Raw genomic sequence first — 25,302 nt, forward strand, 5'->3', positions numbered from 1 at the left:
TAAATATGTAGTATTTAGTATCAATATCATAGAGAATGGTGGGAAGAAAAAATGCTTGATAAATTTACCCAGCAGGTTTTATTATCTAGTGAAAAATTTAAAAAAGAAAAAGAATATTGGTTAGACAAGTTATCAGGTGATGTTGAGTTAAGTAGATTTCCTTGTGATTGTCTGTCTTTAAATAATATTCAGGCTTCTAAAGAAAGTTATTATTGTCAATTCCCATCGGATATTGCGAAGAGAGCTGTAGCAATTAGCAATAATTCTGATATGTTACTGTACACTATTTTATTATCAGGTGTGAAATATCTCTTAAGTAGATATACCGATAAGGATGATGTAGTAATTGGAATGCCAGTTTTTAAACAAGGTCAAGAAGAGACGGTTTTTCAAAACAACTTTTTATTATTACGTACTCAAATAAATCAAGAAGATAATTTTAAAGAAATAATATATAAAATTAAAGAAATAATTTTAGAGTCAAATGAACATTGTCATTTTCCTTTTAATAAACTTACTCAATTATTAAGTCTAGATGGAGAGAGTAATAATCTTCCCTTATTAAATACAATAGTAATGTTAGATGATATTCATTGTTATGAGAGTACAGATAAAATAAACTCTGATATGGTTATTAGGTTTATGAAAAATGAAGAACAGTTAAAGGTTCAAGTGGATTACAACTCTACTTTATATAGTGAAGGATTAGTTAGTAGAATAGTTAATCATTTATATAATATTTTAGATATATTAATGAAAGATCCAAATAAATCTGCAATGGATCTAGATGTAATGCCTAAAACAGAAAAGAATCAAATATTATTTGATTTCAATCATACGACTAGAGTTCATAAAACATTACTTTGTGAGACTGTAACAGCTCCTCAATTATTTGAAGAGCAGGTAAAACAGAATCCTAATCAAATAGCGATTGTATGTAATGGAAAAGAAATTACATATAAACAATTAAATATAAAAGCTAATCAGTTGGCGAGAAGGTTATTAGACCAGGGAGTTAAAAGAGAATCCATTGTTGGTGTGATGATGGAACGCTCTATTGAGATGATTGTAGGCATATTAGGTATCTTAAAAGCGGGTGGGGCGTATTTACCGATTGATACCGAGTTACCAAAACAAAGAGTGGAATATATGCTGACAGACAGCGGGTGTTCACATGTACTAACATATCAAAACTCTATTATAAAGGGAGTAGCATTTCAAGGTAGTGTAATAAATCTAATGGATATTCCTTTTGAAGAAGAACAAGTAGAAGATTTGCAGATAACGATGGAACCTCAAAATTTGGCATATGTTATTTATACATCAGGTTCTACAGGCCAGCCCAAAGGGGTAATGATTGAACATCGTTCCTTAACTAATTTTTTGTGTGCAATGTATGAGGACTTCTCTCAAGATATAGGGATAACTGATAATGTACTATTCTCAAGTAGTATTTCTTTTGATGTTACTATATTTGAAATATTTGTCCCATTGGTATATGGAGCAAGAATGACTATTTATCAAGGTGAGAAGTTTGATGTACCAAAACTTGTACAAGTCATTCTTGAGGAACAGGTCACGTTAGCATATATTCCACCTACCTTATTAAATGAAATATATGATTATTTTGTAAGGGCGAATCAGAAGATATCGTTAAATAAACTTTTCGTGGGAGTAGAATCAATTAAAACAGAATTACTCGCAAAATACGATCATCTATTTAGGGGGAACCTCCAAATATTAAATTTATACGGACCTACAGAGGCTACAGTCTGTTGTACATCTTATCAATATGAGAGGGATAAAGAAATTACAATACAAAACGTACCAATAGGTTCGCCATTGTTAAATACTAAAATTTATATATTGGATTCATTTCACAGGCTACAACCTATAGGTGTTCCAGGAGAAATATGTATTTCTGGCATAGGGTTAGCTAGGGGATACATCAATCGAAAAGAATTAACAGCAGATAAATTTATCGATCATCCATTTGAACATGGTGAGAAATTATATAAAACAGGAGATATAGCGAGATGGCTACCTGATGGTAACATAGAATACTTGGGACGAGTTGATCATCAAGTGAAAATAAGGGGATATCGAATAGAACTAGGTGAGATAGAAGCAAGTTTGTTAAAATATGAGACAATCAAATCCGCCGTAGTAATACAGCGAGAAGATGAAAGTGGAGAAAAGTATTTATGTGCGTATGTAGTTACCAAAAAAGATATTCCTATTCCAGAGGTAAGAGCATATTTAGCAACCAAGTTACCATATTATATGATACCTCAACAAATCATATCCATTCAAAACATACCGTTAACACAAAACGGAAAAATAGATAGAAAAAAATTACCTCAACCTATTAATAATTTGAAATCTAGTCATCTAGAGCCGACAAATTCTACAGAAAGAAAATTAGTTGAGATTTGGAAAGATGTATTAGGAATACAAAGGGTAGGAATACGGGATAATTTTTTTGAGATAGGTGGTCATTCATTAAAGGCTGCTAGGCTAATTTCTATCGTTAATAAAGAATTTAATGTGCAATTATCTATTAAATCCCTATTTAAGTTTCCTGTTTTGGTTGATTTTTCAAAATGTATATTAGAAATGGAAAAAAGTAATTATATTTCCATAGAACCTGTAAAACAACAAGAGTATTATTTAGCTTCTACGTCACAAAAGAGAATGTTTATAGTAGATCAATTCGAAGATGGTACAAATACAACTTATAATATGCCCACAATACTTAAAGTAGAAGGGGATATTTGTAAAGATAAGTTTGAAAATATATTTCAATCTTTAATTGAGAGACATGAAATATTAAGAACTTCTTTTCAAATTTTAGATGGGGAATTAGTGCAGAAAATTGAGCCTAATGTAGATTTCAATATTGAATACGTTCATGTAAATGAAAAAGATGCGGATTATTTAATACATGAGTTTATAAGTCCATTTGATTTATCAAAACCTCCATTATTAAGGATGTTGCTTTTAAGGATAGCAGAAGAAAGACATATCCTTGTAGTAGATATGCATCATATAATATCTGATGGTTTATCAATGGGGATATTAATAAAAGAGTTTGTAGAATTGTATAAAGGAAATGAGCTTCCAAAATTGAGAGTGCAGTACAAAGACTATGTGATGTGGCAAAATGGACCTTACTATAAGAATCTAATTAGTGAACAAAAGAATTATTGGTTAACAACTTTAAAAGGAGAACTCCCGGTTTTAAATTTTCCAACCGATTTTCAAAGACCGACTATACAAAGCTTTAAAGGTAATGTTTGTTCTTTTAATTTGAGAACAGATTTAACTTTTAAAGTAAATAAGCTAGCAACTGAAACTGGTACCACGCCATATATGATTTTATTGGCCATTTATAACATACTTTTATCTAGATACACAGGTCAAGAAGACATTATTGTAGGTTCGCCTATTGCTGGAAGGTCTCATTCTGATACTAATCATATGATTGGTATGTTTATTAATACTTTGGTAATGAGAAATTATCTAGAAAATGACGATGAGTTTATTGAGTTTTTGAGTAGATTAAAACTCAATACATTAGAAGCTTATGAAAATCAAGACTATCCTTTTGAAGAACTATTAGAAGGTTTAGACTTGCATAGGGATACAAGTAGAAATCCATTATTTGATACCATGTTTGTTTTTCAAAACATGGATATGAATCCAATAACTATTGGTGAATTAGAATTTACACCGTATCCGTTTAAGCAGTCAGTTTCAAAATTTGATTTGTCATTAGTAGCAACGGAAATAGATAATAACATTCATTTAAAAGTAGAATATAGTACTAAGTTATTTAAAGCGGAGACAATAGAAAGGTTAATGGTACATTTTACAAATATAGTTGAGGAAGTAACTAATAACCCTAGAGTACGATTGCGTAATATTAATATGTTATCTATAGAAGAAGAACATTGTATTATGAATGAATTTAACAAAAAAGAGAATTCAAATTCTAATCATTTATTAGTGCATAAAATGTTTGAAGAACAAGTAAAACGGAACCCTAATCAAATAGCCGTTGTATGTAATGAAAAAGGAATTACATATAATGAATTAAATATAAAAGCTAATCAGTTGGCGAGAAGGTTATTAGACCAAGGAGTTAAAAGAGAATCCATTGTTGGTGTGATGATGGAACGCTCCATCGAGATGGTTATAGGTATATTAGGTGTCTTAAAAGCAGGTGGGGCGTATTTACCAATTGATACCGACTTACCAAAACAAAGAGTGGAATATATGCTGACAGACAGTGGGGGTTCACATGTATTAGTACATCAAAACTCTATTATAAAGGGGATAGAGTTCCAAGGTAATGTAATAGATCTAATGGATATGTCTTTTGAAGAAGAACCAGGAGAAGACATGCACATGATGATAGAACCTCACAACTTAGCGTATGTTATTTATACATCAGGTTCTACAGGACAACCTAAAGGAGTAATGATTGAACATCGATCCTTGACTAACTTTTTGTGTGCAATGTATGAAGATTTCTCTCAAGATATAGGGATAACTGATAACGTTCTATTCTCAAGTAGTATTTCTTTTGATGTTACTATTTTTGAGATATTTGTCCCATTGATATATGGCGCAAGAATGACTATTTATCAAGGTGAGAAGTTTGATGTATCAAAACTTGTACAAGTCATTCTTGAGGAACAGGTTACATTATCATATATTCCACCTACTTTATTAAATGAAATATATGATTATTTTGTTAGAGATAACCAGAAGATAGTGTTAAATAAGTTACTTGTGGGAGTAGAACCCATTAAAACAGAATTACTCGCAAAATACGATCATCTATTTAGGGGGAGCCTCCAAATATTAAATGGATACGGACCTACAGAGGCTACAGTTTGTTGTACATCTTATCGATATGAGAGTAATAAAGAAATTACAACACAAAACGTACCGATAGGTTCGCCGTTGTTAAATACTAAAATTTATATATTGGATTCATTTCATAGGATACAACCTATAGGTGTTCCAGGAGAAATATGTATTTCTGGCATAGGGTTAGCTAGAGGATACATCAATCGAAAAGAATTAACAGTAGATAAATTTATTGATCATCCATTTGAACGAGGTGAGAAACTATATAAAACAGGGGATATAGCAAGGTGGCTACCTGATGGTAACATTGAATACTTGGGCCGAGTCGATCATCAAGTAAAAATAAGGGGATATCGAATAGAACTAGGTGAGATAGAAGCGAGTTTGTTAAAATATGAGACAATCAAAACGGCCGTAGTAATAGATCAAGAAGATGAAGCTGGGGAAAAGTATTTATGTGCATACGTAGTTACAGAAAAAGATATTCCTATTCCAGAGGTAAGAGCATATTTGGCAACAAAGTTACCACATTATATGATACCTCAACAACTCATACCAATTCACAATATACCATTAACACAAAATGGGAAAATAGATAGAAGTAAGTTACCGAAGCTAAATACACTGGGCAATAGTAATTATGTACCACCAAGAAATGAAATAGATAGTAGTTTAATTGATATTTGGAGTAGTATATTAGGCGTAAATAATATTGGTATAAATGATAATTTCTTTGAATTAGGTGGTCATTCTCTTAAGGGATTAAAGTTATTCGAAAATATCAAGAGAATGTTTAATGTGCAACTGCCATTAAGTTTATTATTTCAAAAGGCTACTATTGAACAATTAAGTGATGTAATAAGTAGGAATAAAGGAATAGACAGTGAGTGTTTAATTCCAATTCAAAATGGGACAAACAAGGATAGTCAATGGTTCATTGTTCATGGACAAGGAGGGGGTATATTAAACTATTATGATTTGGCTAGAGAATTAGGAGAGGATAAGAATGTATATGGGTTACAATCTATAGGATATGATGATAATAGATTTCCAAACTTATCTGTAGAGGAAATGGCGGTAAGATATATAGAAGAAATTAAACAAGTAAAAAAAGAAGGGCCATATACCTTATTAGGATGGTCTTTTGGAGGAATAGTTGCATTTGAAATGGCTAGAAAATTAGAAGAACTAGGTGATAAAGTTAGTTTTCTAGGTTTACTTGATGTTCATCCTATTGAACAAGGTAAGGAGATTCTTAGTTTAAATATTAAGAATGCCTTTGAAGAATTGGAAAAATTCAATGATCAGTTAGGGATTGAGAAAATTAGTTTTGAGCAAATGAGTGAAGAACAATTAATAGAATCTTTACTGAAAAAATTTACATTGAATGAAAATAGTTGTCAGCAAAATTTTGAAGATCCAATGATGAATAAGTTAAAAGTAATGATAGCTAATAGATATGCATACCTAAAATATAATTGTAAACAAAAAATAAAAGCAGATATCTTTCTATTTAATGCATCTATTAATGACATTCACCCACTAGTAGATTATAACAGATGGAATGAATATACATCAGGGGAAGTATACGCTTTGCAAGTGCCAGGTTCCCATCTGAGTATGTTAGAGAAACCGCATATTCATGAGTTGGTAAAGAGTATAAAAATAAGTTTTAAACAAATGCTCTTATTAGCACATGTAAATAGGTGAAATATTATTTGAAATTGTACACTATTAGTTTTCTAAAAGTCTCATAAATTCGTGTATAACATATTATGAGACTTTTTTCTTTGAGCCCATTCAATAATAGACATAAAGAGGTTAGAAAATAAGTCGAAAATATGAATGTAAAATAGAATATTATCCTCTGAAAATGTTTTTTACTATCAAAAATAAATAGGAATTGTTCATTGAGAGTTTTTAAATTTATATAAGATGTTAGGTGGGAAGGAAATAATGAATATATATAAGGTACGTGTGCCAGGAAATATAGAACATAATATTATGCAAAAACTTATGCGTTTGGTCTCAAAAGAAAAGCAGATGAAAATACAGAAATATAAAAGAAAGCCCGACCAATATAGCGCCTTAATTGGAGATATTATAATAAGATATTTAATTACTACAAATTTCTCAAAAGAAAATAAAGATATTAAATATAAATACAATGAATACGGAAAGCCTTATGTTGATGAGTTAAATAATTTTTATTTTAATATATCACATTCCGAAAGTTGGGTTGTTGGAGCTATTCATGAGGAAGAAGTAGGAATAGATGTAGAAAAAGTCCGGCCCATAGATACTACAATGATTAAAAATATTTTTACTGAGGAAGAATTTAATTATTTAAATTCATTAAATGTAGAACAAAAATTAGATGTGTTTTATGAATTATGGACTATAAAAGAAAGCTTTGTTAAATGGATAGGGAAAGGACTAACTATACCTTTAAACTCTTTTGTTATTAATAAAAATACAATATTTTATGGTGACATGCTATCTAATGAGGTTTATTATAAAAAGTTTACCATTGGTAAAGATTATAAGCTTTCTTGTTGTGCTTCTTTAGATAGTTTTCCAGAATCAATAATTGAAATTGATTTTGTTGATTTGTGTAATTACTTTATAGAAGATAAGCATTCTTACATAGTTTAAAATGATCGATATTTCCCTAAGGAAAGAAAATTTTTGGGGATTTAATTTTGAAAATTCTAAAAGTAAAGATCTGAATAAGTAATTAAACTTGCTGGATATGCAATCATTTTACGCTTAATAGATCACTTTTTGTATATATTAGTATGTCATTCATTGTTTTTTTACTTAGATCAATAGTTGCAATAACAATTGTTAACGTTGTAGCTGTAACAATTAAGAGATTAGCATAACTACTAATAGCGAGCCAGTAGAAGGAGTATATCTCTTTTAAAGAGGGTTCTTTAATAACTGCAGCAGTAATTTGCATCTTAACTGACAATCTGGAAAACGATATTTTTGAATGGTTGGATTTTTTAGAGATGAGGCTATAAAAGAAACGGCCAACATTGTATGTATATTATTAGTAAAAAAGAGAATTCAAGTATGAATTGACAGAAAATTGATAAAAGAATTGAGAAAGCTGAAAATTCAGTATTTTGAGTATATTTTTAGCGTTGTAGTGTGTAATATATTCAGCAGAGCTATATCATAAAAAATAGGAATATAGACTAACAATAGAATTATATGTAAGTATTTATGAGTAAAAATAGCATTCGAGTTCATATAGCCTATATGAACTCGAATGCTATACATTAGTTTAAAAACAAATATAGAAAAGTGTGGTAATGGATCCACATGAATTATATTTGCAATCTATTATTTTTTACCTTAGCTGTTTTAATAGTTTCTATTTACATACATATGTAAATACATTTTTGTTACATGCACTTATTCAAAAGGGAGGTAATATAATAATGGCTATTCGAAAACATTTAATTACTCTTGAGGATCTTACTGATAGTGATATTAACCAAATTGTAACTCGTGGGGTAGAGTTTGCCACAGGTAAATCGCAACCTAATCACATATTAGCGGGAAATATAATTGGGATTTACTTCCGTAAAACATCGACTAGAACTCGATCGGCATTTTCTGTTGCAGCATTAAAGATGGGTGCACAAATTGTATCGTATGGTCCAAATGATTTGCAAGAAAATACAGGGGAGTCTATAGAAGACACTACTCAAGTACTTTCGCGAATGCTGGATGGACTAGTAGCAAGAACTGCAGATAGTCAAAAGGAAATGGAAAAACTGGCATCTCAAAGTCGTATGTCAGTCATTAATGCAATGAGTGCGGAAGAACATCCAACACAAGCGCTAACAGACCTAACAACAATGAAACAAAAATTTGGTGAAATAGCTGGATTACGGGTTTTATATATGGGAGAAGGTAATAACAGTGCAGCAGCCCTAGCTCTTTCTTTATCTCGTTTTCCAGGCACGGAGTTATATCTTTTTACACCTGCTGGTTATGGAGTGTCTCCAAGTGTGCTTGAAAAATCAAAAGAATATGCACGATTTTCTGGTGCTAAAGTTATAGAATGTCATGATATAAAAATGTTACCTAGTGAAGTGGATGTTGTATATACAACAAGGTGGCAAACAACAGGGACAAGCAAAATAGATCCTTTATGGAAAGATGCATTTAATCCATTTGCAGTGACAGAGAAAATTTTGACTTTATATCCGGAAGCTACTTTTATGCATGACCTCCCAGCACACCGAGGTGAAGAAGTAGCAGCAACAGTTATTGATGGACCGAAAAGTATTGTATTTACCCAAGCCGAAAACAAGCTAAATAGTGCTATGGCGGTACTTGAATGGTGCTTAGCTTACCGATACTAAAGAATTTAGCATTTATTTTCTTTCAGGTATAAGTTCTATTTGAGGTACATTCGAAAGTACATTTACAAATATTTATCTTTAATTATTTTTTTAGATTTTAACCAAGAAAGGAAGCAAATTATGCTCAAGAAATTAGAGAGTTTAGAAAGGGTAATCGGCAACACACCTATGATTAAATTAGAGCATGAAAAGATTAATCTGTATGCAAAACTAGAATATTACAATTTAATGAATAGCGTTAAAGTACGTGCTGCTTACCATATTTTAAAATCAGCAATAAGTCGCGGTGAAGTGACTGAAAATTCTACAATTATCGAATCTTCATCTGGTAACTTTGCGGTTGCTCTTGCTACTCTTTGTAGGTATATTGGTCTAAAATTCATACCAGTTATTGATCCAAATATTAATGATAGTTATGAGAATTTTTTGAGAGCAACTTCCTATCAAGTAGCTAAAGTGGATGAACGAGATGAAACAGGTGGCTATTTATTAACGCGTTTAAATAAGGTGAAAGAACTTTTAAATACTATTCCTAATGCATACTGGACAAATCAATATAATAATGCCGATAACTTTGAAGCTCATTATCAAGGAATTGGTGGAGAAATATCTAATGATTTTAAACAGTTAGACTATGCCTTCATTGGAGTGAGCACTGGAGGGACGATCGCTGGGGTATCTACACGATTAAAAGAAAAATTCCCTAATATTAAAATTATTGCGGTAGATAGTCAAGGATCCATTATCTTTGGTGATAAGCCTCGTAAACGATATATACCAGGAATTGGTGCCAGTATGATACCTGGTATGGTTAAAAAAGCATTGATTGATGATGTAATGATTGTACCGGAAATTCATACTGTTGCAGGTTGCTATGAGCTATTTAATAAACATGCAATATTTGCCGGTGGATCATCAGGAACTTCATATTATGCAATCCAAAAGTATTTTGAAAATAGGGATGTTCAAAATACCCCTAATGTTGTTTTCTTATGTCCTGATAATGGTCAAGCTTACACATCTACTATTTACAACGTAGAATGGGTAGAATGGCTTAATACACAAAAATCAGTAGAGGACCAGTTAGTTTCTTTATAAAAATGATATAGAAATGAGGAAGCAATTATGATGTATTTAAATACGAAACATATCAATGAAATGGGTGTTAATTGGGAAGAAACAATAAATGTCATTTCAAAGGCAGTACAAAGTCTTGATTCAGAAGATTTTTCTCAGCCAATTAAGCCATACTTACGTTTCGCTGATCCGGCTAATAGAATTATTGCTATGCCAGCTTATATTGGAGGAGAATTTAAGGTTTCAGGAATCAAATGGATAGCTAGTTTTCCAAAGAATATTGAAAAAGGTATTCAACGTGCTCATTCAGTTACTATATTAAATGATGCTATGACTGGAAAACCATTTGCGACACTTAATACAGCAATGGTTAGTGTAATACGAACAGCTTCTGTTACAGGGTTAATGATTCGAGAGTTTGCCAAGTTAAGAGATTTAAATAATATTAAAGTTGGAATTATTGGATTTGGACCTATTGGTCAGATGCATTTAAAGATGGTAACTGCCCTATTAGGCGATAAAATCGAAAGTGTTTACTTATATGATATCAATGGAATTAAAGACGAATTAATTCCTGAGGAAATTTATTCTAAAACTCAAAAGGTTAATGCATATGAAGAAGCCTATAATGATGCTGATATTTTTATTACTTGTACTGTTTCTGCAGAAGGTTATATTGATAAGAAACCTAAAGATGGGGCGCTGCTACTCAATGTTTCTCTTCGTGATTTTAAGGCTGATATCTTAGAATATACAAAATCTCTAGTTGTTGATAATTGGGAAGAAGTCTGTCGTGAAAAAACTGATGTTGAAAGGATGCACCTTGAAAGAGGTTTACAAAAAGAAGATACAATATCAATTGCTGACGTTGTAATCCGAGGAGCACTGCAAAATTTCCCTTATGACAAAGCAATATTATTTAATCCAATGGGTATGGCCATATTTGATGTAGCCATTGCTGCTCATTACTATCAAAGGGCTAGGGAAAATGAAATTGGTGTTTTATTAGAAGACTAGTAAAATTAATAAACGTATTTTGAAATAATTATCTAATAGCTGCTAAATATCGGTAAACACGACTAATCATTATAGAAAATTAGTTATTTGATAAGCTTAGAATTTATGTAATTATTTGAGGAGCTGTTTTTATGAGTGAAATTATTTCGGCCTTAGATCTCTTACATCCCAAGCAAATTCGCTTTCATGAATCATATGAACACAAAAGATTGGAACAAATTTGTCGTGTAATGGAAAGCGAAGGTGTTTTACGGAATCCTCCCTTAGTATCTGAGCTTAGTGATGGTAATTATCTGTTACTTGATGGTGCCCATCGTATGAAGGCTATGATGGCATTAGGTTGTAAACGCGTTGCTGTACAGGTAGTACCTGATGAAAAAATAAAAATTCGTGCTTGGAATCATTTATTACCAATGGGGGAATGGGTAAATAATTTAAAGAAAGAACCTACAATAATTTGGTCAGGTAAGATTATTGCTAATAAACGTTTGCTTGCAAAAATTACAGAAGCAAATAAACAAGAACATTTTTTATATGCAAGGGATTTAAATAGCGATTTATTTAACCATTTAGAGATATGGCATCATATTGTCGGTTTATATCAACATGAGTATACGGTACGCCGTCATTCAAATGATACTGAGGTCTGGCCTCATTCAAATGAAATATTAATGAGTTATCCAGAATACTCGTTGATGGAACTGAAAAAGGTAATTGAAGCAAAATTTTTAATGCCAGCGGGAGTTACTCGTACGACGCTTAGTGGTCGGTTATTGAATTTACGTATACCACTTCATATATTGCGTACGGAAGTATATCCTGCTGGTGAATGGGAAACGTTATGTGGAAATTGGTCAAAATGTTTACGCCTTTATGACGAGCCAATTTATGTTTATGATGCATAATATATTGTTTAGTGATTATAATGTATATTTTTTATTTATTTGTAAAAATTTCATTATATGATTTATATTAATTCCAAAATATTTTTATTATGTTATAAAAACTGTTTGAATTAGTATTTAAGACTAATCTAAGAGAGGTTTGTTATCGAATGGGGGTAAATATTACAAAAAAGGACAAAGTGGAAATTTCTAAAAAATTAAAAGTTTTTTTGGCTGATCAATATTCACTTGAATTAGGCGATTACATAAGCTTTGAGATACTTGAATTTATAATAAAGGAACTAAATCCACATTTTAATCAAGATACAAAGAATAGATTGGAAATACTGTTAAAGAATATAGAGAAAGAGATATATAGTGAATTAGTTTCACACGGAAATAACAAAGCATAGAGGTTATTGTATGTGTTTAAATGTAGAATAGTTTGAACTTATAACTAAATAATGTGTTGCTATTAATTTGGTAGAATAGTGAGGAACAAGAGAATTGGTAATATACAATTTTTAGAAGAGATGAAATTGAGAAGTGAACATACTTACAATTTCATCTTTTTATTTTTGACACGCTTTTTGCAATTAAAGTATGAAAAAGGTAGCTGTACAAAAGGTACATACAGCTACCTTTTTAAAAAAATTTCGTATACAAGAACAACCTTAGCGTAAACTTGCGCTTAATGGTACTTGAGAATAAACTGTGAAATTGTTACTATAAGTACCGTGTTTAGAAAATGAGGAAGAAATTGAACCGTTCCAACTTTTGTAGGTAGATCCAGATGTATCTGTTCTTAGAAGTACGTTTGAGAAGCTAGCCTGGGTAAAAGAATTACGTCCAGTATCTTCAACGCCCTGAACCATTTTCACTGGTTCGTATTGAGAAAATGAGCCATATACAGGCTGATTTGCATATCTAGGGATTCCATTTACATACATAGTAACCGTACCATTTCCGTTATTAATTATTTTAAGATTTACTCGATCACCATCTTTAATTGATGTATCATATTGTGTGTTCCAATACTTACTGTTTTGACCTGATTCATTATATCCGGAATTAAGAAATACTTTATATCCACTTGATGTTTTTGAAATACCGCCTTCAACTTTAGATGCTCCAATACCTAAATACCAATTCACATATCCATCTTTGACAACAACTGATTTTGGTAGATTTATATCAGCTGCAATACCGGTATAGCTACCATTTGTAACACTTTTTACAGCACCTTCTGTAGCTGCAAAACTTGTAGTTGAAAACATTGATAGAGAAATTAGAAGTGAACTGGCTAGATACATCATTTTTTTCTTACTTTTCCCTAATACTTGATTCATTTTAAATCCCCCTTATTTTTAATTATTAAAGTGTATTGAAAGTTGGCCAACTAGCTACGACTTACAAATCAAAGATACATTAGGTTTAATTTAATGTATATATTTTCCTGTTATAAGTCATTGAAATGTCAAATATATTAGATATATTATATTTATCAATATAGGAGGAGTTGACAGAATAAAGTGTAATATCTGTTTAAAATTAAGTTGGTTTTGTTAAAAATACGATTAAAGCTTATAAATGTGTTGGGTATAATATGTATTACGATTCATCTAGGGGAGATAGATATGGAAGGGATACAGAGGATTTTTTAAAAGATATATCTGAAATTTTGATAAATAAAATAAAAACAAATGAAATAAATGAATTGTTTTTGTTAAAGGATTTATTGGAATAGTTCGTAGATGAAGGGAAATATATGATTTAAAAGTCGTGGAATTCCTATATAAAAAGAAGAAAGGGGGTCCAGCTATGGGAAAAACAAGCTCAAAGTTAGATAATGCAGCTATTGAAGGCGTTATAGAGGCATTAAAAGATGAAAATGAATGTTTACGTATGGAAATCGATTATTTAAAAAAGTTAAAGGCCTTAGTTCAAAAAGAGAAGAAATTACAGTCCTTTCAGAACGAGAAAGCCCATCGCCTTTAGGTATCCAAAGAGTGGGTATCATTTTGTGATCTTGTAATCTAGCTAATACATTGTAAGCATAATAAATGATTATAGAATTATGATTTTTCTTAGAAGTAGATTTAAATCTTATTAACTAGAAGTATATATACGAGCATTCCATATTTGGTGATAGGTTGCTCGTATTTTATCATTTTAGCCAAGAAGACTCCTTCCTTAAGGAACGCGAAGTGAGTGGGTCGAGTTCAAATATAGAAAATCTCGTCTACTTTTAGTATATCTTCCTACGTACAAGTATAGTAATGTGTATAGCCCGAAACAAAACTGTTTCGGACTAGGGATTCAGTATTTATTTGTTAAAAGGTTGAATTTTCTGATTTTTTAAAGCGAGAAAAATGTATTACGTTAATCAATAGATACTTCTACAGAGACACTAGGTATTGTTGGTGCTGGTGTATCTCCACCATTAGTAGAAGATTGTTGAGGTACATGTAAACTATTCATGCTATATGCTAATGCACTTATTACTACCATACTTAAAACAATTTTCTTTATTTTTTTCATCACTTTAACGCTCCTTTTTTCAAATGTTTCTTACCAGCATTACTGCTAATGTAGAAATATTTGCTCGCCTTAACATGGTTATCTGTCTCATAAAATTGAATTGCTAAAATCTCTGCATATTCTTTTACACAATCCCACATTTCTTCTTTTTCAAAATAAGAAATTGCATCAGTCACTACTTTTTCTAGTGTAATTCTAGGTAATTCTGTGAATAGTTCATTTAAAACTGCGAAACGGTGCTTATATTCCTCATTTCCTGCTTCATTCGTATAGTTTATTCCTTGCTTGATATATGCTTTAGCTGTTTCAATGCCTTCTAATTTATAATATGCTCTTGCTAAGACAAATAATGCTTTAAAATGATTCGGTATTTTATTTATAATTTCAGAACTCTGTCGGATCGCCAATGGATATAAATCTTGAATATTATATAACCAGCCTAAATTGTAACGTGCTCTTAATAATAAATGTTCCTCATTATGCTTATTAAAAACATCAATAACCGTATTGAGACATTCTTCCGCTTTTTCAAATTCTCTTAGATCTATACAGGCTAAACCATATACATTGTCGCATAAAGCAGTATTAATTTCATATCCTACATGGTTCAAATATATTTTTTTGGCTTTTACTACATGTTGAATCGCTTCAAATGGTTGATAAGATTGATAACAGTAAGTTGAAAATCTATACTCAAACTCGGCCTGTTCTATTTCATCAGGTATATCAATTAAAAGCCTTTCCGCCTTTTCATAATGTGTTTTCGCTTCAGTATAATTTGCTATAATTGTAAAGTGGATTGCCTTAAAGAAATGATAATAATAAGCTAAAAATAAAAAATCCTCTTCGATATTAGGGAATTTTTCTATATTCTTAAAGGAATCTTTTGTAATACTCACTCCATCTACCAAGACTTTATATCTAAAATCTAGTAGTGAGTAATAAAATGATAAATATGGATCAGTTTCTATTACTTTTAAGCTTTCCTTTACGTGTAGATATGTTTGTTTTGCTTCCTTTACATGATATAAACGAATTTTTTCATACCATTCATTTAATAATTCCATCAATTGCTTATTACTTTTTTCTTGAACAGTCATAATATCCCCCTTTTCTCTGTAAAGGCTTAATCTGATAATAACAGGAAATAGATAGTTTATAATTAACTACGATTTTTTTCACTAATAATAAGAATATTCTGAATTATTAAGTCGTCCTTATTTTGTTGATATAGTCAATTTGTTTTAAAACAGACCGTCTGTAATAGGCGGTCTGTTGTTTGTTATGGTCGGCGACTGCTATTCTTTTACTCATCTCATATTATATTTAGTTTAAGAATTGAGAATAGAAAAATAGGATTAGAAAAATTAATGTTTTGCCAAATAATTTATTGAATAGACTTAAAGGGATAAACAGCTCTCCTATGGTAAGGCTTTTGAGTTTATTCCTGTTTGGGTTTTTTAACAATTCTTTAAATGTTCGAAAGTTTATTTTATTAACGAAAGACCAACTTGGCATAGCTTTTATATCTGAATCTATTTTGAAAATGATATGAATACTATGTGTATGAAAGCCACCTATACTTAAAATAAGCATAAATTCTAAAATAATGAACCAAGTCATTTTCTAGCACCTCCTTCAGTATTTAATATTAAGATATTAATAACGTTGAGGAAGTGTGCCATTGTCCATGAAAAATATTGAGAAATTGTTGAGGGAACGTTGAGAATATTGCAATGCAATTGATCGCAGCATAGTTAACTATGCTTGTCCTTGTTATTTTTGTGAAAAAAGGAAAAGAGAACAGTTGCGTAGACTGTTCTCTTAAGGAGCGGAAGCGCTGAACATTTTGCAATGACAATGATTCAAGCCTTCCAATTATAGTGTGTGCAAATCGTTACAATTCATACATTAAAATTACTTTATTATCGAGTGAGTGTATTAGAAAGTACAAAGAGCACTTTTCAAAAGTGCTCTTTGTAAGGCGTATATTAGGACCTGAAAGAGGCATCATTGCAATTTGAAAGGAGATATCTATATACAACATATGAAGATGATTTGAAAAGGTGACGATAAAACAAAAGAGCAGTAAGGATGTACGAATTGCTCAGCTTCAGGGGAATTGGAGAAGGGGGGATTTATATTGTTAGGGAGATTCCTGGATGCTATTCTACTATAATATTGATAAACCATGCAGATGAATAATAAGAATGAAATTGTTAATTAGCGGAAAGTTCTGTTGCAATTTTATAAAATCAAATAAGTTTACAGATATATCCATAAAAGGTATGGTTAATTTATGTTAAAATTTCACATAATGGGTGGTTATGTGAAGAAAAAAAGAGATTTTCTTTTTAAGTTTGTGTCGTCGTTAGTATGTTTAATTTTTATTTTGCAGACATCCTCAGTAAGTTTTGCAGAAAGCTCTTCTGAGCCTTTAGCACCTAAACATGTTAATAGTTGTGATAAACTATTGGACAGTATTTCTGTTGAAGAGATTGAGAGAACTGTATCGTTGGAGAATAATACTGAAACTAGTGAACTACCCGCCACTTAACGTCCTAATGGACTGTTTGAAGTGGGGGCTTCTCGGTTAGTCGTTACTTTTGATAGCTAACGAATTCGTCCTAAGACAACCGAGCTAACTCCCTCGTTCCAAGGGTTATTTTATTGCTATCTATGCTAACGCTAATAGGCGTATTGCCTCATTTTTGATATTGATAGCTGCGTTATAATCTCTATCGAGATTTACACCACATATACAAGAATAGACTCGCTCAGACAATGACATATTTTTCACATTTCCACAACTGCTACATGTTTTTGTGGAAGGAAACCATTTGTCTATTTTCACAAGTTGTTTGCCTTGTTCGTGTAGTTTATAAGCTAAAAAAGAAGTGAACATACCCCAACTATTGTCAGCGACACTTTTTCCAAAATGAAGTGCTTGCGACATTCCTTTCATATTTAGATCTTCAATAGCTACAACATCAAAATGAGTAGCTAACTCTTTAGACTTATGATGAAGGAAGTTCCTACGTTGGTTCGCTACTTTTTCATGTAACTTAGCTACACGGATACGTTGTTTATTCCAACGAATAGAACCTTTTGTTCTTCTTGATAATACTCGTTGTGCCTTTACTAATCGGTCTAACATTTCACGATAGAACTTAGGATAATTGGCTCTCTCATCCTCAGAACTAACGTATAATCGATCCATCGCAAAGTCTAATCCAACAATTGTTTCTACTTCTTTTTGTACAATCGCTTTTTCGTATTCAGTCAAGATAGACACATAGTATTTACCAGTAGGTGTCATAGAAATCGTACATGACTTGATTACATGGTCTTGTGGTATTTCTCTATGCTGTTTAATACGTACCATTTTCAGTTTTGGCAATTTGATATGACCGTTAAGCAACATAATATTTCCGTTCACTACATTCGTTGTATAAGACTTTCTGTCTTTTTTGCTTTTGAATGTTGGGAAGTCATTTTGACCACTATAGAAATTTTTATAGGCAGTTTGCAAGTTTAGTTGAGCATTTGCCAAAGCTAATGAATCAACTTCTTTTAACCACTCAAATTCTGCTTTGTATTTTGCAGGAGTGGGAAGCTTTTGTTTCTTTAGTTGATCCTTATCATCTTTATGTTTTTCATACGCTTCTTTCCGTTCAGCTAACATTCTGTTATACACGAAACGTACACAACCGAAGGTTTTACGCATAAGGTGTGCTTGGTCTTCTGTTGGATACAAACGGAATTTATATGCTTTATTATACTTTGTCATATCATTTCACCTCACTTTTCACCTTGATTTTCAATATATGTTTTTACTACGTCTATTGATGAACCACCAGTAGTTAGTAAGCAAAAACTTCTTGACCAAAACATCTCTTTCCAAAGTTTCTTTTTCACTTGTGGAAAGTCTCTTTTAATAAGTCGAGAACTTGCACTTTTATAAGCATTGATGAATTTTGTCATTTCTGTATTAGGGTGTGCCTTGAACAAAATATGAACATGATCTACATCATGATTCCATTCAACTAATGTGATGTTATAGTTTTCAGATAGTCGAACAAACATATCTTTTGTATAGTCTGACATATCATCATCAAACACATTTCTTCTGTATTTCACGACCAACACAAGGTGATAATACAACAAGAATACTGAATGGTTATTACTATCTAATTGCATTTATATACCAGCCTTTATAATTTATAAGACTGATTATATCAGAGGCAAAATAAAAAGGAAAACCTTTTGGCTACGCCAAACCGAAATTCATCTCCCACCTACCGTTGGGCTACGCCCTTCACATGCTTGAGGAAGGAGAATTCTTTCGGGGAATTCGTTAAATAAAGGGTGTGGGATTTACTTGCGGTAAGCATTTCCTTATCTAACAATAGACAAAGTTATTAAAAAGGGGAAACGTTGATAAAATAAAGGGCATCATTCTATGAATGATGCCCTGATCATGTTATACATTACTTACTGAGTTACTTTTTCAATTGTAGGCATTACAGCAATTGGTGGTAATGATGCAGTCCAACCAACTGCATATACGTTTAATTTATCACCTATTGTGTAGTCTTCACCACTTGAAATAGGAACTCTTAAAATCTTATTCTGAGAAACTAACTCCCACCAATCATTTTGATAAGCAAGTGTTTCGTCCTTTGTAGAAGTAGCAGCAACTACTAAGTAATGATTATCTACTGAAATAACATATCCAGTAAAAGGTTCTTGTTCTTGGTTCTGAATAGAATGAATTGGTGTGGCGCTTTCCGACGACTTATTGGAATCTGCAAAAGCTGGTGTTAATCCGAAAGTAAATCCACATCCTAATGTTAAGGTTGTTACGGCTGTTACTAATTTTTGTTTTTTTGTAAACATCATATATCCCCCTTATATTTTATCCCTACAATATCCGTTTTCTATTTTTATATATATAAAGCCTTTTAATATTAAGATGTTTAACAATTCTGTCACAACTATTCCATAAATGTTAATATTATCTATTAATGGGAGTGTTTTTGTGTTGTAATTCACTAGGTGAACTATTGTTGTTCCTTTCATCTTATGATGGATGTATGCCCTTCCTTAATTGTAAATATGTTCGATTTTATTGGTGAAGAGGGAAGAAATCCCTCTTCTTTTTTTGTCTCTTGTAAAGTTCAAAGGTGTCTTTTATCCATAAAAAGGGGAGTAATATGAAATTGACATCAATCTAAGTTGTAACTATAATAGTTACAGTTAGTTTCGTAAACTAATTCGAATCTCTATGTTATTGATAGTACATTTTCATTCCTTTTTAAGTGTGACAGTTAGCAACTAACTATAATCCAATAGAGGATTAAATTCTATCTCATATTTAAAGAGTAGATAAGTTGTACCTTCCAAATTTACGATACGTAAATACTTAAAAAAACTACATTTTTCAAATGATCCTTTTTGGAATCCTCAGTATTGAAAACTGTAAACATCTACAAAAAGTTAACAAGACTGTTGTATGTGGAAAGAAATCTTTTAAAAAGGTCATAATATGGATAAAGGGTAGCACACATTTTAATTAGTAGGACTTGTGTCACCATCAAGACATTTTTTAATAAACGTATAGACAAATTAAAGAAGGTGAGTCCATTGCGTAAACATGTATATGTGCAATTTTATGTATTGATATTGGCTTTAATAACTTATATAAGCTTTTGCTTTATATTTTTATTTGTTTTTCCGAATCATTATTTCGTATCAGATTTTAATATCCGACTATCATCTTTAGTCGTTGAAACTACTGTATTTATCTCATTACTGTATTCTATATTATCCAAAAAAATTAGGTTAGGAGTATTCTGGGCTTGCATTACTATTGCAATAGGGTGTTTTTTGATAGGGAATTTCATATCCGCCTTTCAAGTACTTAATGTAGAATTACCAATACAAAATTTTAATATTTCTGATGTGTTTCTACTGTTTTTCTTATTTTTCTTTCTCTTTGCGTTCTTTTATAAAATCATGATGGAATGTAACAAATGGGAGAAAGCATATTTACTTTGTGATTTATGTATTGTTGTTACTGCTATATTTACATTAGAGTGGTATTTATTTAATAAACCTTCTGCAAATATCTTATTCTTATCAATTGGAGATGTGTTTCTCTCATTTATTTTTCCGATTATAGATTTATTGCTTCTATTACTTGGATTTACCTTAATCTTTCGACCCGCTATTTTCAATGCAAAAAGTAAATTGTTTATTTTTATCCTAGTATTAACTGGATTGGCTATTACGGACTATCTGTATTTCTACTTACAAGATGATTTGTCAGACCGTTCAGTTATATTATTAAGGTGCTTGTATAGAGTTTTCCTATTATGTATCGCTATTGCTGCTACAATCCCAAAGGATGCTTCTTCTAAAAGAAATTATTTTATTATAAATCCGATATTTGGAAAGAAACTCCTTGTCATATTCCCTTATCTTGCAGTTGCAGTCTTAATTGGTTTTACTTTGAAAGAGCAAACTTCTTCAGCTACATTGATTACGGGGAATTGCATTGCTTTTGTATTTGTACTGATTCGTCATACAATTGTACGAATGCAAAACAAAGATTTAACCGAGACCTTAAAAGTGTTTAATAATCAATTAGAACAAACGGTATCTCAAAGAACAAGGGATTTAATAAACAAATCTAATGATTTGGTAAAAAATCAAGAGAAATTTAGGTCATTATATGAGTATCATCCGGATCCTATTTTAACGATTGATTCAAACGGTATTGTATTAAATATAAACCAGTCTGGAAGTATGTTATTAGGAGAAGACAGTGCTGCATTAATAGGGAAAGAGTGCGTCTCTATTTTTTTAGATGAAGATAAATCTGAATTGGAGGCAGCTATAAAGAAGGGGAAACGATGTAGTTCATCTTCGTTACAGTTACGTGTAAAAAATAACAATGAGAAGGACATACATTTTTGGTATGTCACTATTGTTCCTATTATGATAGAAGGACAAACTTTTGGGAGTTATGTAATGGTAAAAGACATAACGAGGATGAAACAACAACAGGATGAGATAAATTATCTAGCATTCCATGATACGGTGACGGAGATTGGAAATCGAACATTCTTCCAACAAGAATTAGATAGATCCATTAAGCGTGCACAAAAATCACAGGATAAGTTTGGGCTCCTGTATATTGATTTAAACCGCTTTAAGACTATTAATGATACACTGGGTCATTCGATTGGTGACAGGGTTTTAAAAGAAGTGGCCAAACGTTTTAGGACATGTCTGTCATCGACTATTCCTCTAGCAAGAATAGGTGGAGATGAGTTTGCGATCATTGTCCATAACCGCACAGAGGAACAGCTATTGGATTTATGTGAAACTCTATTTCGTATAACTGAAGAACCATTTGTAGTTAATCAGCATAGTTTTTATTTAACTCTTAGTATAGGAATAGCAGTGTATCCGTTTGGAGGAATAAATACTACTTCACTTTTACAACATGCTGATATTGCTATGTATAGTGCAAAAGAAAAAGGTAATAATGCTGTTTGCATGTATGACGAGACATTATCAAAAAAAATAACAAGACGATTGCGATTAGAACAGGATTTACCGAATGCATTAGAAAATAATGAGTTGTTTTTATTATATCAACCACAAGTTGACAGTAAGACGGGTATGGTTATTGGTGCAGAGGCTTTAATACGTTGGCAACATCCAGAGCTAGGGATAATTTCACCTTTTGAGTTTATACCTATCGCAGAAGAAACGTCGCAGATTATTTCAATTGGGCAATGGACGTTACAGGAAGCGTGTCGACAACTGAAAGAATGGCATTCAGCGGGCTATGCTAATCTAAAGATGGGGATAAACTTATCAGCTATAGAGTTTGAACAGAAAGGTTTTGTTCAAACAATCATATCTACCATAGAAGAAGTAGGGCTACCTGCTAGTTCGATTGATTTGGAATTAACAGAGAGAATAGCGATGGTAGATGAAAAAGAAACCTTATCGAAGTTAAAAGCATTAAAATCATATGGTGTACATTTATCAATTGATGATTTTGGTACAGGATATTCTTCATTAGCATATCTTCCTTTGTATCCAATTGATACTTTGAAAATCCCAAGAGAATTTGTTAATAGGATCGGGACTTCTACGGATGGAAATGAAATTATACAAACCATTATTTCACTAGCACATACTTTAAATATGAAAGTGATCGCAGAAGGGGTAGAAACGAAAGAACAATTAACAGTGTTACAGCGTAATGCATGTTATCTAATTCAGGGGTATTACTACAGTAAACCCGTAAATGAAGATGAATTTATCGATTTTTTAAGTACAATGCAAAATGAATAAGTGAAAAAATCAGTATATGTATGAAATAAAGAAAAAAGACGTTCTATCCGTATGGATTTGAACGTCTTTTTTCTTTATTTTCAGTAGCTACGCTGTAAGATTTCAGCATTTGAAATTAAAATAAGTACCTATATGCCTTGTATTAGGGCTAATTTTAAAAATATTTTATTTGTATTAAATCTAACCAATATATTTTGTTTTTTGTAATTGCAATAGAGGATCAAATGAATTTTTAAATTGGGTAGGCCTTAATATATAAACAGAAGTGTATCAAAAGGTTAGTTTATTTAGGAAGTGCTTCAAAAATGTATATTTATATCTTTTGAAGCGGCTTCCTTTAATGAAAACATTCTATATCAAAAGGAGTACCTTTTGCTGTATTATTTTTGCGGAAGTAAAATATTATCTTGTTGTTGCTTTTTTTGTTATAAGGCGAATTTCGTTTTTTTAGCTTGGTAATGCTGGTTTAAAACAAAGTTGAACTGTTTATAAAAGGTTGCACTGTTTAGATTAATCTTCTTTGAAAATAGTTTTTTTCTTTTTGTTCGTTTATTAGGGTCATTTGCATTAATGTAGATTTGAAATAAAGTCTTACCGATTATAAAACAGTTGAACTGCATTGGCTCTCTGGGTTAGATTGGAAAAGGCGAAACTACAACAATTGTTAGCTAAGCTTCTCAACCAAAAATAGGGGAGAATAGCATGATAAAACATTTTTACATCTTAAAATCACGTTATTATAAAGAATTTTGGTAGTCTTTAATTAGCCTTTAACTTAACCTCAAACTTAAGGGAGATGTATAAATGAACATCGGTAAACAGATACAATATTTTCGTAAACGGGATAACATGTCCCAAGAGAAGTTAGCAGAAAAAATCCATGTTTCCAGACAATCTATTTCTAATTGGGAAAATGAAAGGAACTATCCAGATATTCATAATTTACTAATGATGAGTATTCTTTTTAACGTCTCCCTGGATGATTTAGTTAAAGGAGATGTAAAGATCATGAAAGAAGAATTTCAAAAATCAACTTTCTTTAAGTGGAGTTACATCATGTTAGCATCAATGATTATACTTCCTATTTCTATTGCACCTGTATTTTACTTTTTTGGTTATTATGGTCTTATAATACCTTTTGTACTTACGATTTTGCTTATGTTTTCATCACTGAAAGTTGAAAACATAAAAAAAGAGCATAATTTAAAAACTTATCGTCAAATAGTTGATTTTATAGAGGGGAAACCTATAAGTGAGGTAAAGCCTAATATAAAAGATAAATTATTAAAAATAGGTTTAATGCTTGCAAGTGCTTTAATTAGTTATAGTTTGATTTATTTAGGATTGAATGTATTTGGAAGATAACTTAGAAAACTATTAAAAGTCCTCCGGATTGTTTAATTGGAGGACTTTTGTTTTTACATAATTATCGTTCTTGAAAGTTGATCTTGTAGCGTTCTTTTTCTTAATTCACTATGTTTTCCAAAGAAAATAGGGAAAGGCAAGACGATGAATAAATTTATAAAATGACAAAACTGTAAGAATACACGAATGTTTGTAAGAAAGTTCGATGTTTTCCTTTTTCTTTTTTTTATTATAGTGAAAAAGAAGAACGAAATATTCTCTTATGTAGGAAAGGAAGATATTAATGATTGATTTATTAAATAAATGGATGTTAGAAAGTACAGGCAATTTCAATATCGTTGTAGGACTTACAGCATTTCTATTTTTGGGTTCAGTAATTGCACTTATTATTATTTACAAAAAAATCGGTAAACAAGATGAAAGAACAAATCCTATTTATTTTAAAATTATTTCTTGTATGTTTACTATTCAAATTCTAATGAATTGCATATTTATTTCTTTAGTTGGTAAAGATATCGAGAATTTCCGTCAAATCTTTATATTATTTGAAGCCTTTGTATTCTTCGTTGGAGCTATTTATTCGTTTAAATTATATAGACAAGAATTTAAATAATTCACTTATAAGTACATCTATAAATATACTTGTAAGTGTACTTATAGGGGTACCGCCACACATCCATCAACTTAAGGATTTAGACTATTTTTGAAGTTAAAAGCACGTTACTATTTTCTTATGTTAATGAGAAAGGGTGACGTGTTTTTTATGAATATGAATCAAAAAC

At 31.2% G+C, this 25,302-nt stretch carries 19 protein-coding genes; 12 read left to right on the top strand and 7 right to left on the bottom strand.

What is annotated here, in order from left to right; translation table 11 throughout:
• Nucleotides 1-51: 51 nt before the first annotated feature.
• From ACS2CR_RS07155 to ACS2CR_RS07185, 7 genes are all read left to right on the top strand, one after another.
• Complete coding sequence (locus tag ACS2CR_RS07155; protein ID WP_153602535.1) at nt 52-6,588, top strand: amino acid adenylation domain-containing protein; 6,537 nt, start codon at nt 52-54, stop codon at nt 6,586-6,588.
• 246 nt (nt 6,589-6,834) lie between these two features.
• Nucleotides 6,835-7,533, top strand: coding sequence for a 4'-phosphopantetheinyl transferase family protein (locus tag ACS2CR_RS07160; protein ID WP_153602534.1), 699 nt, complete (start codon nt 6,835-6,837; stop codon nt 7,531-7,533).
• A 794-nt stretch (nt 7,534-8,327) separates the two neighbouring features.
• The gene (locus ACS2CR_RS07165) at nt 8,328-9,260 is read left to right on the top strand and encodes an ornithine carbamoyltransferase (RefSeq protein WP_153602532.1); all 933 of its coding nucleotides are present in this window, start codon (nt 8,328-8,330) and stop codon (nt 9,258-9,260) included.
• Between the two features lie 120 nt (nt 9,261-9,380).
• Nucleotides 9,381-10,358: a 2,3-diaminopropionate biosynthesis protein SbnA gene (sbnA, locus tag ACS2CR_RS07170; RefSeq protein WP_153602550.1), complete on the top strand. Its 978-nt coding sequence runs from the start codon at nt 9,381-9,383 to the stop codon at nt 10,356-10,358.
• A gap of 27 nt (nt 10,359-10,385) precedes the next feature.
• Nucleotides 10,386-11,354 carry a 2,3-diaminopropionate biosynthesis protein SbnB gene (gene sbnB, locus ACS2CR_RS07175; protein ID WP_153602531.1) on the top strand — a complete coding sequence of 323 codons (969 nt, stop codon included), beginning with the start codon at nt 10,386-10,388 and terminating at the stop codon, nt 11,352-11,354.
• A 131-nt stretch (nt 11,355-11,485) separates the two neighbouring features.
• Nucleotides 11,486-12,259: a ParB N-terminal domain-containing protein gene (locus ACS2CR_RS07180; RefSeq protein ID WP_153602530.1), complete on the top strand. Its 774-nt coding sequence runs from the start codon at nt 11,486-11,488 to the stop codon at nt 12,257-12,259.
• Between the two features lie 149 nt (nt 12,260-12,408).
• Nucleotides 12,409-12,651, top strand: coding sequence for a DUF2164 family protein (locus tag ACS2CR_RS07185; protein ID WP_153602529.1), 243 nt, complete (start codon nt 12,409-12,411; stop codon nt 12,649-12,651).
• A gap of 261 nt (nt 12,652-12,912) precedes the next feature.
• On the opposite strand, the gene ACS2CR_RS07190 is transcribed toward ACS2CR_RS07185, so the two are convergent.
• Nucleotides 12,913-13,587 (bottom strand): hypothetical protein, encoded by a 675-nt coding sequence (locus ACS2CR_RS07190; RefSeq protein WP_153602528.1) that lies wholly within the window; start codon nt 13,585-13,587, stop codon nt 12,913-12,915.
• A 472-nt stretch (nt 13,588-14,059) separates the two neighbouring features.
• On the opposite strand from ACS2CR_RS07190, the gene ACS2CR_RS07195 reads away from it, so the two are divergent.
• Complete coding sequence (locus ACS2CR_RS07195) at nt 14,060-14,236, top strand: hypothetical protein (RefSeq protein ID WP_309567753.1); 177 nt, start codon at nt 14,060-14,062, stop codon at nt 14,234-14,236.
• A gap of 384 nt (nt 14,237-14,620) precedes the next feature.
• Here ACS2CR_RS07195 and ACS2CR_RS07200 read toward each other — a convergent pair whose 3' ends face one another.
• The 3 genes from ACS2CR_RS07200 to ACS2CR_RS07210 form a co-directional block, all read right to left on the bottom strand.
• Nucleotides 14,621-14,779, bottom strand: a complete 159-nt coding sequence (locus ACS2CR_RS07200; RefSeq protein ID WP_098640813.1) for a Phr family secreted Rap phosphatase inhibitor — start codon at nt 14,777-14,779, stop codon at nt 14,621-14,623.
• Nucleotides 14,779-15,879 carry a hypothetical protein gene (locus tag ACS2CR_RS07205; RefSeq protein WP_153602527.1) on the bottom strand — a complete coding sequence of 367 codons (1,101 nt, stop codon included), beginning with the start codon at nt 15,877-15,879 and terminating at the stop codon, nt 14,779-14,781. Before ACS2CR_RS07205 ends, ACS2CR_RS07200 begins: the two co-directional genes overlap by 1 nt.
• Nucleotides 15,880-16,105: 226 nt before the next feature.
• Nucleotides 16,106-16,402, bottom strand: coding sequence for a hypothetical protein (locus tag ACS2CR_RS07210; RefSeq protein ID WP_153602526.1), 297 nt, complete (start codon nt 16,400-16,402; stop codon nt 16,106-16,108).
• Between the two features lie 706 nt (nt 16,403-17,108).
• Here ACS2CR_RS07210 and ACS2CR_RS07215 point away from each other — a divergent pair.
• Nucleotides 17,109-17,336 carry a hypothetical protein gene (locus ACS2CR_RS07215; RefSeq protein WP_255287580.1) on the top strand — a complete coding sequence of 76 codons (228 nt, stop codon included), beginning with the start codon at nt 17,109-17,111 and terminating at the stop codon, nt 17,334-17,336.
• Between the two features lie 120 nt (nt 17,337-17,456).
• On the opposite strand, the gene ACS2CR_RS07220 is transcribed toward ACS2CR_RS07215, so the two are convergent.
• The 3 genes from ACS2CR_RS07220 to ACS2CR_RS07230 all read right to left on the bottom strand — a co-directional run bounded on the left by ACS2CR_RS07220 (nt 17,457) and on the right by ACS2CR_RS07230 (nt 19,678).
• Complete coding sequence (locus tag ACS2CR_RS07220; RefSeq protein ID WP_153602525.1) at nt 17,457-18,569, bottom strand: RNA-guided endonuclease TnpB family protein; 1,113 nt, start codon at nt 18,567-18,569, stop codon at nt 17,457-17,459.
• Nucleotides 18,570-18,580: 11 nt separating this feature from the next.
• Nucleotides 18,581-18,979 carry an IS200/IS605 family transposase gene (gene tnpA / locus ACS2CR_RS07225; RefSeq protein WP_153602524.1) on the bottom strand — a complete coding sequence of 133 codons (399 nt, stop codon included), beginning with the start codon at nt 18,977-18,979 and terminating at the stop codon, nt 18,581-18,583.
• A gap of 294 nt (nt 18,980-19,273) precedes the next feature.
• A complete protein-coding gene (locus ACS2CR_RS07230; RefSeq protein ID WP_153602523.1) occupies nt 19,274-19,678 on the bottom strand; it encodes a DUF3221 domain-containing protein in 405 nt (134 codons plus the stop codon).
• Nucleotides 19,679-20,425: 747 nt separating this feature from the next.
• Here ACS2CR_RS07230 and ACS2CR_RS07235 point away from each other — a divergent pair.
• The 3 genes from ACS2CR_RS07235 (at nt 20,426) to ACS2CR_RS07245 (ending at nt 25,133) form a co-directional block, all read left to right on the top strand.
• A complete protein-coding gene (locus ACS2CR_RS07235) occupies nt 20,426-23,155 on the top strand; it encodes a sensor domain-containing protein (RefSeq protein WP_153602522.1) in 2,730 nt (909 codons plus the stop codon).
• 804 nt (nt 23,156-23,959) lie between these two features.
• Nucleotides 23,960-24,520, top strand: a complete 561-nt coding sequence (locus ACS2CR_RS07240) for a helix-turn-helix domain-containing protein (protein ID WP_153602521.1) — start codon at nt 23,960-23,962, stop codon at nt 24,518-24,520.
• 283 nt (nt 24,521-24,803) lie between these two features.
• Complete coding sequence (locus ACS2CR_RS07245) at nt 24,804-25,133, top strand: 6-aminohexanoate hydrolase (RefSeq protein WP_153602520.1); 330 nt, start codon at nt 24,804-24,806, stop codon at nt 25,131-25,133.
• Nucleotides 25,134-25,302 lie beyond the last annotated feature (169 nt).

This window comes from Bacillus cereus group sp. BceL291, assembly GCF_051776705.1.
Lineage (GTDB): Bacteria > Bacillota > Bacilli > Bacillales > Bacillaceae_G > Bacillus_A > Bacillus_A cereus.